A 12,687-nucleotide genomic window follows, 5' to 3' on the forward strand; every position below is an offset into this window, starting at 1 on the left:
GAAGCCGCAGCGCAACGTGGCCGAGCAGTACGTGGCCGGCGGCGAGCACGTGTGGAACAGCGGCATGTTCCTGTTCCCGGTCGGCAAGCTGCTGGCGGAGATGGAGCGCTACGCCCCCGCCGTGGTGGACGCCGCCCGCCGCGCGCTGGAGGCCGGGTCGGGCGACCTGGACTTCCTGCGGCTGGATGCAGATGCGTTCGGCCAAGCACCGGGCATCTCCATCGACTACGCGGTGATGGAGCACACGGACGCCGCCGTGGTGGTGCCCTGCGACCTGGGCTGGACCGACGTGGGCGCGTGGTCGGCGCTGTGGGAGATCGGCGCCAAGGACGGGGACGGCAACGTCGCCATCGGCGACGTGGTGACGGAGGACGCGCGCAACTGCTACGTCCGCACCGAAGGGCATCTGGCGGCGGTGGTCGGCATCGACAACGCCGTGGTGGTGGTGACCGACGACGCCGTGCTGGTGGCCGGGCGCGACCGCGTGCAGAACGTGAAGGCGGTGGTCGAGCGCCTGAAGAAGGCCGGCCGGAACGAGCCGGTCAGCCACCGCAAGGTGCACCGCCCCTGGGGATCGTACCAGTCCGTGCACGCGGGCGAGCGCTTCCAGGTGAAGTGCCTGACGGTGGAACCGGGGGCGCGGCTGTCCTTGCAGAAGCACCATCACCGGGCCGAGCACTGGGTGGTGGTGCAGGGCACGGCACTGGTGACGCGGGGGGAGGAGCAGATCCTCGTCTACGAGAACCAGTCCGTGTACATCCCCATGGGCACGGTGCACCGGCTGGAGAACCCCGGCAAGGTGCCGCTGAACATCATCGAGGTGCAGTCCGGCTCCTACCTGGGCGAGGACGACATCGTGCGGCTGGAAGACACCTACGGGCGGGGATGATTCCCGGGGCGAGGGCGGACCGTAACGCGCGTTGAGGTGTTGACGGCGGTTGAAAGCATGGGCTTAGTGGTATTTCCAGTCGAAGCCCCACACCGCCGTTGGACCACATCCCCGTGACCGCCCCGCCGCCCCGTCTGGCACTCCGTGGAATCACCAAGCGGTTCCCCGGAACGCTGGCCAACGACTCCGTCGACCTGACGCTGCTGCCGGGCGAGGTGCACGCGCTGGTCGGCGAGAACGGCGCGGGCAAGTCGACGCTGGTCAAGATCATCTACGGCGTCCTGCACGCCGACGCCGGCACCATCGCATGGGACGGGCGGGAGGTCACCATCGCCAGCCCGCACGCCGCCCGGCGGCTGGGCATCGGCATGGTGTTCCAGCACTTCTCCCTGTTCGACACGCTGACGGTGGCGGAGAACATCGCCCTTGGCCTGGAAGAGCCGGGGGCGATGAAGGAGCTGGAAAAGCGCATCCGCGCGGTGTCGGAGCGGTACGGGCTGGCGCTGGACCCCGGCCGGCACGTCTTCGACCTGTCGGTCGGCGAGCGGCAGCGGGTGGAGATCGTGCGCTGCCTGCTGCAGGACCCGCGCCTGCTGATCATGGACGAGCCCACGTCGGTGCTGACGCCGCAGGAGGTGGCGCGCCTGTTCGACACGCTGAAGCGGCTGTCGGCCGAGGGCTGCACCATCCTCTACATCTCCCACAAGCTGGAGGAGATCCGCGCCATCTGCGACCGCGCCACGGTGCTGCGCGGCGGCAAGGTGGTGGGGTCGTGCGACCCGCGCAAGGAAACCGCGCGCAGCCTCGCCGAGATGATGATCGGCGCGGAGCTGGCCACACCCGACCGTGCCGGGGCGGCGGTGGCGGGCGCCCCGCGGCTGGAGGTGCGGCACCTCGCCACCACGTCCGACAACCCGTTCGCCACGAACCTCGTGGACGTGTCGCTGGAGGTGCGGGCGGGGGAGATCCTGGGCATCGCCGGCGTCGCCGGCAACGGGCAGGCGGAGCTGCTGTCGGCGCTGAGCGGCGAGGCGCTGGTCGCCGACGAGGCGGCCATCCGCATCGACGGCCGGCCGGTCGGCCATCTGGGCCCGCGCGCCCGGCGCGAGCTGGGCTTCGCCTTCGTGCCGGAGGAGCGGCTGGGCCGCGGCGCGGTGCCGGAACTGAGCCTGTCGGAGAACGCGCTGCTGTCCGGCTATGCCCGCGAGCCGCTGGTGCGCGGCGGGCTGGTGCACTTCGGCCGGGCGCGGTCGTACGCCGAGCGCATCATTGGCGCCTTCAACGTGGTGTCGCGCGGGCACCGGGCGGAGGCGCGCTCGCTGTCCGGCGGCAACTTGCAGAAGTTCATCATCGGCCGCGAGATCCTGCAGAAGCCGAAGCTGCTGGTGGTCGGGCAGCCGACCTGGGGTGTCGACGCAGGCGCCGCGGCGGCAATCCACCAGGCGCTGATCGACCTGGCGCGCGGCGGGGCGGCGGTGCTGGTGGTGAGCCAGGACCTGGACGAGCTGTTCGTGCTGAGCGACCGCATCGCCGTGCTGTTCCACGGGCGCCTGTCGGAGAGCCGGCCGACCCATGAGACGTCGGTGGAGCAGGTGGGCCTGCTGATGGGCGGCCTGTTCGGCACCGCCGGCGATGAGGAGGAGGTGGGCCGTGTGGCGTAAGTGTTGCGGAGTGTGGCGAGCATGATCCGCCTCGAAGCGCGCGGGCAGGCGTCGCGCGTCATGGTCTACGCGACCCCCGTCCTGGCGGTGGCGCTGACGCTGGTCAGCGGGTTCCTGCTGTTCTGGGCGCTGGGCTTCGACCCGGTGAAGGCGCTGCACGCCTTCTTCATCCAGCCGCTGACCACGGCGCGCGGGCTGGGCGAGCTGGTGGTGAAGGCGACACCGCTGGTGCTGTGCGCCGTGGGGCTGGCCATCGGCTTCCGCGCCAATGTGTGGAACATCGGGGCGGAGGGGCAGCTGACGCTGGGGGCGCTGGCGGGCGGCGGGCTGGCGCTGGCGTTCTATGGCGAGGGCGGCTGGTGGCTCTTGCCGCTGATGGTGCTGGGCGGCGTCGCGGGCGGCATGGCGTGGGCGGCGATCCCGGCCTTCCTGAAGGTGCGCTTCAACGCCAGCGAGATCCTGACCAGCCTGATGCTGACCTACGTGGCGCTGCTGCTGCTGACCTATATGGTCAACGGCCCGTACCGCGACCCCGACGGCTTCGCCTTCCCTGAATCGCGGATGTTCGAGGCGCACGCCGTGCTGCCGGTGCTGGTGGAGGGGACGCGCGTGCACCTGGGCGCGCTGTTCGCGCTGCTGGCGGTGGCGGGCGGCTGGGTGCTGATGAGCCGGACCTTCATCGGTTTCCAGATCCGCGTCATCGGCCTGACGCCGGCCGCCGCGGGCTATGCCGGGTTCAACGAGAAGCGCATCGTGTGGCTGACGCTGCTGCTGTCGGGCGGTTTGGCGGGGCTGGCGGGGCTGGGCGAGGTGGCGGGGCCGATCGGGCAGATCACGCCAGGCATCTCGCCGGGCTATGGCTTCACGGCGATCATCGTCGCCTTCCTGGGGCGGCTGCACCCGGTGGGCATCCTGCTGGCAGGCCTGCTGATGGCGCTGTCCTTCATCGGCGGCGAGGCGGCGCAGATCGGCCTGGGCCTGCCCAAGGCGATCACCGGGGTGTTCCAGGGCATGCTGCTGTTCTTCCTGCTGGCGACCGACGTGCTGATCCGCTACCGCGTGCGGTTCGGCCCCCCGAAAAAGGGTGTCGGGAGGGCCGTGGCATGAGTTTCGATCCGTTCATCCTCGGGCCGGTGCTGGCCGCCATGATCACGGCGGCCACGCCGCTGCTGTACGCGGCGCTGGGCGAGCTGGTGGTGGAGAAGTCCGGCGTCCTGAACCTGGGCGTGGAAGGCATGATGCTGGCCGGCGCCGTCATCGGCTTCATCGTCATGGTGAACACCGGCAGCCACGCGCTGGGCTTCGCCGGGGCGGCGGTGGCGGGGGCCGTGATGGCGGGGCTGTTCGGCGTGCTGACGCTGCTGCTGCTGGCGAATCAGGTGGCGACGGGGCTGGCGCTGACGCTGTTCGGCGTCGGGCTGGCGTCGCTGGTGGGGCAGGGGTACGTGGGGCGGCCGATTCCCGACGTGCCGGAGCTGCGCATCCCCGGCCTGTCGGACCTGCCGATCGTCGGGCCGGCGCTGTTCGGGCACGACCTGCCGGTATATCTGGCGCTGGCGCTGGTGCCGGCGGTGGCGTGGTTCCTGTACCGCACTCGTGCCGGGCTGGTGCTGCGGGCGGTGGGGGAGAACCACGCGGCGGCGCACGCGCTGGGCTACAAGGTGCTGGGCATCCGCTTCCTGGCGGTGCTGTTCGGCGGCGCCATGAGCGGGGTGGGCGGGGCGTACCTGTCGCTGGCCTACACGCCGATGTGGGCGGAGGGGATGACCGCCGGGCGCGGCTGGATCGCGCTGGCGCTGGTCGTCTTCGCCACCTGGAAGCCGGAGCGGGTGCTGCTGGGCGCCTGGCTGTTCGGCGGCGTCACCATCGTGCAACTGCACGCGCAGGGGATGGGGCTGGCGGTGTCGTCGCAACTCTTGTCGATGTTGCCATATCTGGCTACCGTCATCGTCCTGGTGGCGATCTCGCGGGACGTGACCCGCATCCGCCTGAACGCGCCGGCCTGCCTGGGCAAGGTCTTCCATCCGGAGGCCTGAAGTCCGGGGCATGGCGGCTGCGCCGAACCATACGAATCAGGGAGCACTCACGTGAACAGACGGACGATGGGCAAGGCCCTGCTGGGGCTCGCGGGCGCGGCGGTGGCGCTGTCGGTGGGCGCAGGCAGCGCGGTGGCGCAGGACAAGCTGAAGGTGGGCTTCGTCTACGTCGGCCCGATCAGCGACCACGGCTACAGCTACCAGCACGACCAGGGCCGTCTGGCCGTGGAGAAGGAGCTGGGCGGCAAGGTCACCACCACCTACGTCGAGAACGTGCCGGAAGGTGCGGACGCCGAGCGCGTCATCGACCAACTGGCCGCTTCGGGCCACAAGCTGATCTACACCACCTCCTTCGGCTTCATGAACCCGACGCTGAAGGTGGCGCAGCGCTATCCCGACGTGAAGTTCGAGCACGCCACCGGCTACAAGCGCTCGGCCAACGTCGCCACCTACTCGGCGCGCTTTTATGAGGGGCGCACGGTCGTCGGCCTGATCTCCGGCAAGATGACCAAGTCGAACGTCATCGGCTACATCGCGTCCTACCCGATTCCCGAGGTGGTGAGCGGCATCAACGCCTTCACCCTGGCCCTGCGCGAGGTGAACCCGAAGGCCGAGGTGCGCGTGGTGTGGGTGAACTCCTGGTACGACCCGCCGAAGGAGGCCGAGGCCGCCAAGGCGCTGGCCGACCAGGGTGCCGACGTCATCGTCCAGCACACCGACAGCCCGGCCCCCGTGCAGCTGGCGCAGGAGCGCGGCCTGTGGGCCGTCGGCCAGTCGTCCGACATGACCCGCTTCGGGCCGAAGGCGCACCTGACCGCCATCGTCGACGACTGGTCGCCGTACTATCTGGATCGCACCAAGGAGGTGCTGGACGGCACCTGGAAGGCCAAGGACACCTGGGGCGGCTTCAAGGACAAGCTGCTGTACCTCGCCCCCTACAACCCGGCCATCCCGAAGGACGTGGTCGATCTGGCCGAGAAGGCGCGCACGGACATCATGGCTGGCACCCGCCACTCCTTCACCGGCCCGATCAAGGACCAGTCCGGCAAGGAGATGATCGCCGCCGGCAAGACCGCCACCGACGAGCAGATCCTGAAGATGGATTGGTTCGTCGAGGGCGTGGTCGGCAAGCTGCCGAAGTAAGCGCGTTTCGACCTGGAACAGGGAAGGGGAGGCCGGGCGGCCTCCCCTTCGCGTTTCGGGGCCGTGCGTTTCGGCTTGCGTGTTTCGGTCTACTCGGCCGCGATGACGTTCGGCAGCGGCTTGATGGCCTCAAGGGTGCCGGCGAGCTCCTCACGCGCCAGCTTGGCCTCGTAATAGCTTTGCAGGTTCATCCAGTAGCGCTCCCCCGTGCCGAACGCGCGCCCGAGACGGAGCGCCATGGCCGCCGTCACGCGGCGCTCGCCGTTGAGGATTTCCGTCACCGCGTTGGGAGGCACGCCGATGTGCGCGGCGAACTTGCGGGCGCTCATGCCCAGCGCCTCCAACTCGTCCCGCAGGATTTCACCGGGATGGATGGCCGGCAGGTTGTCGGTTGCGGTGTAGGGCACGGTCAGGGCTCCTAATGATAGTCGGTGATTTCGACATCCCAGGGCTCTCCGGGGATCAGAAGGGTGTCGGTGCCTTCGGGGGCGGCTTCGGTGAAGGCCCAACGGAAGCAGATCCGCCACTGATCATTGATCCGTATGCTGTATTGCCCCTTGCGGTCACCATCCAACGCCTCGAAGCGGTTCGAAGGAGGATTGCGCAGTTCCACCAGGCGCGTCGCGCTCTGAAGCTTGGCAATCCCTTTCGCCGCCTGTCGTGCGATGCTTTCGAAAGCGCGCACCCGCTCCCCCGACACGAAGGAAGCGGTGCGCTTGTCCGCGTAATTCCGTATGGCCAAATCTAGCCTCCGGAAGGCATTATATGTTACCTAACACATAACACGCAAGGGCCTGCCCAGGTGCGCGTCACCCCACCACGAACCAGCTGGACTGCACCTGGGTGGCGGTGATGCCGAGCAGGGTCACCGTGTTGCCGGCGCCGAAGTCGATCACGGCGTTGCCGGCCGCGGTGCCGACCGTCCAGGTGGCGGTGGCGGCGATCTGGATGCGGTCGCCTTCGGTAAAGTTGAAGTCGGCGATGACGTCCTGGCCGCTGGGGCCGGCGGCGATGGGGTTGGTGCCGTCGGTGACGCCGCTGTAGGCGAAGACGTCGGCGCCCTGGCCGCCGTACATCGTGTCGTTGCCTTCCTCGCCCCACAGGCCGTCGCGGCCCTGGCCGCCGTACAGCAGGTCGTTGCCCCTGCCGGCGGCCAGCACGTCGTCGCCGTCGCCGCCGTCCAGGAAGTCGTTGCCGGCGCCGGTCATCAGCCCGTCGTCGCCGCCGTTGCCCCAGAAGGCGTCGTCGTCGGTGCCGCCGGTCATCGTGTCGTCGAAGGCGGTGCCGCCGCCGGCCAGCCGGTCGACGCCCCAGGCCCAGGTGCTCTGCACGAACTGGCCGTCGGCGGTGGTCACGCTCAGGCGGCCGCCTTCGGTGAGGTCGCCGAACACGTGGACGCGCACACCCACGCCGGCGGCGCCCGCGGCGTCGGCGTCGAAGCCAAGCCCGTCGAGGCCGGCGTCGCCGTACACCACGTTGCGGCCGGCGCCGGCGTTCAGCCAGTCGTCGCCCTCGCCGCCCACCAGCCAGTCGTCGTCGGCGCCGCCCTGGAGGTCGTCGTTGCCCCGCCCGCCGAGCAGCCAGTCGGCGCCCGCGCCGCCGGACAGCGTGTCGTTGCCCAGCAGGCCGGCCAGCACGTCGCTGGCGGTGGTGCCGGTGATCAGATCGTTGGCGGGGGAGCCCTGGAAGATGGCCATGCGCGGCGTCCTTAGCGTGTGGATCAGGTGGCGCCCACGCTAAGTGCGATAACCGAACAGCCGCAACGGGCTTGTTATCCGGGCGGCGTGCGGCCGATGCTGCGCCAGCCCTCGGGCAGCAGGCGCAGGATCTCGGGGCCGGAACCGGCCGGGTTGGGGTCCAGCGCCACCAGCTCGCGGTCCTCGAACCACGCCCAGCGCGGCACCTCGGCGGTGGTCGGCACCCAGCCGTCGGCCATGCGTTCCAGCACCGTGCGGTCGGCGCCGTCGACCTTGAACTTCGCCTTGGGCACGCCGGCCTTGGCCGGGTTGGCGGCGGGGGGCGCGTCGGCGCCGGCGCGGGCGCGGATCCATTCGGTCTGGTAGGCGCGCAGCCCCTGCTCCAGGTCGCTCAGCACCGGCTGCACGGGGCAGCGCAGGTACGTTTCCAGCAGCGCGCGCAGCGCGACCTTCGGATCGGCGGACGGATCGGCGGGGGAGGACATGGTCGTGACTCGTCGAAGAGTGATGGAACCCGGGATCAGTCGAATTCCTGGAGCACCTTCGGGCTCTTGTCGAGCAGCTTTTCGATCATCACCAGCACCTCCTCGATCTTGGTGCGGGTGGCGTCCAGCTCGTCGGCGGTCTTGTCGTCGATGCCCGCTTCGAAGAGCATCATGTCGAAGTACTCCAGCACTTCCTTGAACGCCTTCTGCTCCGACAGGAGCACGTCGAAGGCGCCCAGCGAGGAGGTCAGCGCCAGCGGCGGGTTGCCGATGAAGGCGTGGCTGATGTCGGTGAAGATCGCCAGCGTGTTCAGCTTCTGGCGCACCAGCCATTGCGGGAAGTTGGACGGCAGCAGGTCGCCGGCCTCGGCGATGCGCTCCTCGATGGAGAAGAACAGGCCCTGGATGTCCCGGTTCATGTTCCGGATCTCGCGGAACTGCGGGAACGTCTTGGGCGGCCCGGCGTCGCGGCGGCGCCCCAGGGCGACGATGTCGTCCTGCAGCTTGCGCGCCATCTGCTTGACGACGTTCGCCACGCGCGGGTCCGCCGCCGTCGCCTGCTTCGCCATGGGGGACCCCTCCCGTCACCGGACCGCACCGTTACACACGTGCAATAGTCTCCAATGGCCGGTTAAGGAATTGCAAAATGTTTCCGCAGGTACGCCAATCCGTCGCAGGAATTACGGGGCCAAGGCGGCGCGCACGCGGTCCAGCAGCCGCTGGCGGGTCTGGTCGTCGGGGGCGTTGCGCAGTGCCTCGCCCAGGTCGAGCAGGGTTTCGGCGTAGGCGTTGTGCCAGTCCGGGCCAAGCGCGGCCGGGGCGAGGCGCGGTTCAGCCGCGCGGACCGCCGCACCCGCCGTGCCGGAGAGGTCCACCGTCTCGTCCAGGTCGGGCAGGTGGATGCGCGCGGCGTCCCAGCCCTTGGCGACCAGCGCCTGGCGGATCGACTCGCGCGCCCCGGCCTCGCCGTGAACGAGGAACAGGCCGCGCTTCACGCCCTGGCGTTCCTCCAGCCAATCGAGCAGCCCGCCGCGGTCGGCATGGCCGGAGTAGACGTCCAGCGTGCGGATGCGGGCGCGGACCTCGATCTCCTCGCCGTGGATGCGCACGCGCGCGGCACCCTGCTGGAGGATGCGGCCCAGCGTGCCGGGAGCCTGATAGCCCACCAGCAGCACGGTGGCCTCCGGCCGCCACAGGTGGCTTTTCAGGTGGTGGCGGATGCGGCCGGCGTCGCACATGCCGCTGGCCGCCATGATGATGCCGCCGCGCACGAGGCTGTTCAGCCGCATGCTCTCTTGCACCGACTGGATGCGGTGGACGTTCGGCCGCTCGAACGGGTCGCGGCCGTGGAGTTCGGGTCCCAGATCGTCGCGGTGGCGGCGGAACACCTCGGTGACCGCGTCGGCGAGGGGGGAGTCGAGGAACACCTCGGTCTTCGGCAACTGCCCCGTGTCGAACAGCCGGCCGAGGTCGTAGAGAAGCTCCTGCGTGCGCTCCACCGCGAAGACGGGGATCAGCAGCGTGCCGCCGGCCGCCAGCGCCGCCGCCACCTCGTCGCGCAGCAGGGACTGGCGCTGTTCGGTGGTCGCCTCCGTGCGCTCGCGGTCGCCATAGGTGGTCTCCATCACCAGCCAGTCGGGGTTGGCCGGCGCCTCCGCATCCTTGTGGAAGACCTTGCCGCCCGGCCCGACGTCGCCGGAGAACAGCAGGCGCATCGGCCCGCCCTTGGCGTCGAGTTCGACCTCAAGCGAGGCGGATCCCAGGATGTGCCCGGCCGGCCAGAAGCGGGCGCGCACGCCGGGCGCCACGTCGAACCAGTCGCCGTAGTCGTGGCCGCGCAGCTGCGCCAGCGCGCGGCGGGCGTCGTCCTGCGTGTAGATCGGCTGCACGGCGGGCCGTCCGCGCTGGCGGTTGCGGCGGTTCAGGCGCTCGACCTCCGTTTCCTGGATGTAGCCGCTGTCGGGCAGCATGCAGCCGAGCAGGTCGGCGGTGGCGCCGGTGGCGTGCACGCGGCCCTTGAAGCCCAGGCGCGTCAGCTTCGGGATCAGGCCGGAGTGGTCGATGTGCGCGTGGGTGAGCAGCACCGCCCTGACGGCCTTCGGGTCGAAGGGGAAGGGGCGGTAGTTCAGCTCCTTGATCGTCTTGGTGCCCTGGAACAGCCCGCAGTCGACCAGCACGTCGCCACCCGGCGTGTGCAGCCGGAAGCAGGACCCCGTCACCGTCCCGGTGGCCCCATGGAAGGTCAATGTGTGGGTCATGGCAGCCTCGGGAAGCGCTTGTTTCGGGGAGGTCAGGGAGACACGGATGAACACGGATGCGAGCACGGATGAACACGGATGGAGAAAAAATATCCGTGTTCATCCGTGTCTCAAAACACAAGCTTTATCGCCGCAGCGCTTCCGCCAGCAGGGGCGCCAGCGGGATGGCGTTGGAGGGGTGGGGGACGCCGTCGCAGGATTCGAAGGCCTCGATGCCGGCCGCGGCGAAGCGGGCCGCCACGTTGCCCGCGTGCAGCGCGTGCACGCCGATGACGCGCAGCGGGCCGGCGCCGCGCGCGGCCACGGCGCGGGCGCAGGACAGGATGGTTTCGCCCGAACTCACCACGTCGTCCAGGATCACCGCGGGGCGGCCGGCGAGGTCGGCGGTCTCCGGCAGGGTCACGGTCACGTCGCGGTCGCCGCGCCGCTCCTTGCCGGCCACGGTCCAGGACAGGCCCAGGCCGGCCGCCGTCGCCTCGATCAACGGGGCGGACTCCTCGTCGGGGCCGACCAGGACGGTGTCGGGGGACACGCCCCAGGCTGCCAGGCGCTCGGCCAGGACGGGGGCGGCGGACAGCGCGTCGGTGGTGCGGCCGGGGAACACCTCGTCCAGCTGGCCGGTGCGGTGCAGGTGCGGCTCGACGCAGACGATGCGGTCGAAGTGCTGGGCCAGCCACGCGCCGATCACCTTCTGGCTGACCGGCTCACCGGGGCGGAACACCGCGTCCTGGCGCATGTAGGCCATGTAGGGCGCCACGAGGCACAGCTCCCTCGCCCCCTCGCGCCGCAGGACGGAGGCGGCCAGCACGATCTCGACAAGCTTGTCGTTCGGGTTGTCGAGGGAGCGGTAGAGGATGGCGCGCTCCACCCGCTGCGGGCAGCGGACGAGGCTCTCGCCGTCGGGGAAGCGGTGCAGTTCGGCGGTGAAGCAGGGCAGGCCCAGGCGGTCGGCCAGCCGCTCCGCGGCCTCGGCCGATTCCGGGAAGGCGTAGACGCCGGTGTAGCGGGTCATGCGGCACCTCCCAGGCCGTTCACGCGGATGCCCGCGTCTTCCTCCGCCATCGTGCGGGCGAAGGCGAAGTCGGGGCGGGTGTTGGCGTGGATGCGGTACAGCGGTTCCCCCCGGCGTACGCGCGCCCCCACCTTGTGCAGCAGGTCGATGCCCGCCCCCTTGTCCACCGGCGCCCCGGCCAGCCGGGCGATGCGCGCGATGCGGTAGCAGTCGATGGCCTCCACCGTGCCGTCCTTGGGCGCCACCACCTCGTGCACCAGCGTGCCGAGCGTCGCCTTGGCCGGCGGCGGTCCCTGCCGTTCCATGATGCGTTCCATGGTGCGCAGCGCCTCGCCCCCCTCCAGCAGGTCGCGCGCGCGGCGGTAGCCGCTGCCGCCGCGCACCGCCGGATCGAACTCGATGATGCGGCCGGCGAGGCGGAGCGCGCTTTCGCGCAGGTCGGCGGGGGCGGCGGGCTCGCCGCGCAGGACGGCCATGACGTCGCGCGCCTCCAGCACCGGGCCGATGCCGAAGCCGACCGGCTGGGACCCGTCGGTGATCGCCACGTCCAGCGTCAGGCCCAGCTGGTCGCCCACGTATTCGAACAGCTTGCGCAGGCGCACCGCCTCCCCCTGCGTGCGCACCTTGGCGGTGGGGCCGACGGGGATGTCGACGAGCAGGTTGGTGGAGCCGGCCGCCGCCTTCTTCGACAGGATGGAGGCGACGAGCTGTTCGCGCGTGTCCACCGCCAGCGGCCGTTCGACGGAGATCAGCACGTCGTCGGCCGGCGACAGGTTGACGTGGCCGCCCCACACGAGGCAGCCCTTCACGGTGCGCACCAGCTCCTGCATGCGCTCGACGCCCACGTCGACGTTGGCCAGCACCTCCATGGTGTCGGCGGTGCCGGCGGGCGAGGTGATGGCGCGCGACGAGGTCTTTGGGATCGGCAGGCCGTGCGCGGCGACGATGGGCACCACGATCATGGAGGTGCGGTTGCCCGGCACGCCGCCGATGCAGTGCTTGTCGGCGATGGGGCCGACGTCCCACGTCAGCCGGCTGCCGGCGTCGATCATGGCGCGGGTCAGGCCCAGCACCTCGTCCGTGGTCATGAAGGCGGCGCAGGCGATGAGGAAGGCGGCGATCTCGATCTTCGAATAGCGCTGCGCCGCCACGTCGCGGATCACCGCGGCGAGGTCGGCGTGCGACAGCGTGGCGCCGCCGGCCTTGGCGCGGACGAGGTCGAAGCTGCGCGGCGGGGTGGGGTGCTCCACCGCCACCCGCGCGCCCTCGGGCAGGCCCAGGTGGCGGAAGGCGGCGGTGGACAGGCCGATCTCGCCGGGGCCGAGGATGGCGTCGTCCTCGACGAGGTTGAGCACGGCCAGCATCGCCTTGCCGCCGCCCGTGACCTCCACCCGGCCGAGGCCGAGGAAGTCCTCCACCCGGTAGACGGTGCAGTGGCGGTTGAGGAACGCGACGTTCTCGCGGAAGGTGTCGATCGCCAGTCGGCGCAGGGTCAGCATGGCACCG

General features: G+C 70.5%; 13 protein-coding genes. 5 read left to right on the plus strand and 8 right to left on the minus strand.

Annotated elements, in window-relative coordinates; translation table 11 throughout:
* From VED21_RS00735 to VED21_RS00755, 5 genes are all read left to right on the plus strand, one after another.
* The coding region (locus VED21_RS00735) for a mannose-1-phosphate guanylyltransferase/mannose-6-phosphate isomerase (protein ID WP_324880386.1) at window positions 1–889 on the plus strand (889 nt) is incomplete at its 5' end.
* Between the two features lie 113 nt (window positions 890–1,002).
* The gene (locus VED21_RS00740; RefSeq protein ID WP_324880387.1) at window positions 1,003–2,550 is read left to right on the plus strand and encodes an ABC transporter ATP-binding protein; all 1,548 of its coding nucleotides are present in this window, start codon (window positions 1,003–1,005) and stop codon (window positions 2,548–2,550) included.
* Window positions 2,551–2,571: 21 nt separating this feature from the next.
* Window positions 2,572–3,657, plus strand: a complete 1,086-nt coding sequence (locus VED21_RS00745) for an ABC transporter permease (protein ID WP_324880388.1) — start codon at window positions 2,572–2,574, stop codon at window positions 3,655–3,657.
* Window positions 3,654–4,586 (plus strand): ABC transporter permease, encoded by a 933-nt coding sequence (locus VED21_RS00750; protein ID WP_324880389.1) that lies wholly within the window; start codon window positions 3,654–3,656, stop codon window positions 4,584–4,586. Before VED21_RS00745 ends, VED21_RS00750 begins: the two co-directional genes overlap by 4 nt.
* A 66-nt stretch (window positions 4,587–4,652) precedes the next feature.
* Window positions 4,653–5,729 (plus strand): BMP family ABC transporter substrate-binding protein, encoded by a 1,077-nt coding sequence (locus VED21_RS00755; RefSeq protein ID WP_324880414.1) that lies wholly within the window; start codon window positions 4,653–4,655, stop codon window positions 5,727–5,729.
* 89 nt (window positions 5,730–5,818) lie between these two features.
* On the opposite strand, the gene VED21_RS00760 is transcribed toward VED21_RS00755, so the two are convergent.
* The 8 genes from VED21_RS00760 to VED21_RS00795 all read right to left on the minus strand — a co-directional run bounded on the left by VED21_RS00760 (window position 5,819) and on the right by VED21_RS00795 (window position 12,680).
* The gene (locus VED21_RS00760; RefSeq protein ID WP_324880390.1) at window positions 5,819–6,136 is read right to left on the minus strand and encodes a HigA family addiction module antitoxin; all 318 of its coding nucleotides are present in this window, start codon (window positions 6,134–6,136) and stop codon (window positions 5,819–5,821) included.
* Between the two features lie 11 nt (window positions 6,137–6,147).
* The gene (locus tag VED21_RS00765; RefSeq protein ID WP_324880391.1) at window positions 6,148–6,471 is read right to left on the minus strand and encodes a type II toxin-antitoxin system RelE/ParE family toxin; all 324 of its coding nucleotides are present in this window, start codon (window positions 6,469–6,471) and stop codon (window positions 6,148–6,150) included.
* A 67-nt stretch (window positions 6,472–6,538) separates the two neighbouring features.
* Complete coding sequence (locus VED21_RS00770) at window positions 6,539–7,426, minus strand: hypothetical protein (RefSeq protein ID WP_324880392.1); 888 nt, start codon at window positions 7,424–7,426, stop codon at window positions 6,539–6,541.
* 74 nt (window positions 7,427–7,500) lie between these two features.
* Window positions 7,501–7,911: a hypothetical protein gene (locus VED21_RS00775; RefSeq protein WP_324880393.1), complete on the minus strand. Its 411-nt coding sequence runs from the start codon at window positions 7,909–7,911 to the stop codon at window positions 7,501–7,503.
* Window positions 7,912–7,946: 35 nt separating this feature from the next.
* Window positions 7,947–8,480: a hypothetical protein gene (locus VED21_RS00780; RefSeq protein WP_324880394.1), complete on the minus strand. Its 534-nt coding sequence runs from the start codon at window positions 8,478–8,480 to the stop codon at window positions 7,947–7,949.
* Between the two features lie 111 nt (window positions 8,481–8,591).
* Complete coding sequence (locus tag VED21_RS00785) at window positions 8,592–10,169, minus strand: MBL fold metallo-hydrolase (protein ID WP_324880395.1); 1,578 nt, start codon at window positions 10,167–10,169, stop codon at window positions 8,592–8,594.
* 124 nt (window positions 10,170–10,293) lie between these two features.
* Window positions 10,294–11,181: a ribose-phosphate diphosphokinase gene (locus tag VED21_RS00790; protein ID WP_324880396.1), complete on the minus strand. Its 888-nt coding sequence runs from the start codon at window positions 11,179–11,181 to the stop codon at window positions 10,294–10,296.
* Window positions 11,178–12,680, minus strand: a complete 1,503-nt coding sequence (locus VED21_RS00795; protein WP_324880397.1) for a thymidine phosphorylase family protein — start codon at window positions 12,678–12,680, stop codon at window positions 11,178–11,180. The genes VED21_RS00790 and VED21_RS00795 overlap by 4 nt, the downstream gene beginning before the upstream one ends.
* Window positions 12,681–12,687: the final 7 nt, after the last annotated feature.

The sequence above is a fragment of the Azospirillum sp. genome (assembly GCF_035627195.1).
GTDB lineage: Bacteria > Pseudomonadota > Alphaproteobacteria > Azospirillales > Azospirillaceae > Azospirillum.

Bases quoted from the DNA above. Each gene is read 5' to 3' on its own strand.
- VED21_RS00745 (WP_324880388.1), top strand. From the start codon at position 2,572: ATGATCCGCCTCGAAGCGCGCGGGCAGGCGTCGCGCGTCATGGTCTAC.
- VED21_RS00750 (WP_324880389.1), top strand. From the start codon at position 3,654: ATGAGTTTCGATCCGTTCATCCTCGGGCCGGTGCTGGCCGCCATGATC.
- VED21_RS00755 (WP_324880414.1), top strand. From the start codon at position 4,653: ATGGGCAAGGCCCTGCTGGGGCTCGCGGGCGCGGCGGTGGCGCTGTCG.
- VED21_RS00770 (WP_324880392.1), bottom strand. From the start codon at position 7,426: ATGGCCATCTTCCAGGGCTCCCCCGCCAACGATCTGATCACCGGCACC.
- VED21_RS00775 (WP_324880393.1), bottom strand. From the start codon at position 7,911: ATGTCCTCCCCCGCCGATCCGTCCGCCGATCCGAAGGTCGCGCTGCGC.
- VED21_RS00780 (WP_324880394.1), bottom strand. From the start codon at position 8,480: ATGGCGAAGCAGGCGACGGCGGCGGACCCGCGCGTGGCGAACGTCGTC.
- VED21_RS00785 (WP_324880395.1), bottom strand. From the start codon at position 10,169: ATGACCCACACATTGACCTTCCATGGGGCCACCGGGACGGTGACGGGG.
- VED21_RS00790 (WP_324880396.1), bottom strand. From the start codon at position 11,181: ATGACCCGCTACACCGGCGTCTACGCCTTCCCGGAATCGGCCGAGGCC.
- VED21_RS00795 (WP_324880397.1), bottom strand. From the start codon at position 12,680: ATGCTGACCCTGCGCCGACTGGCGATCGACACCTTCCGCGAGAACGTC.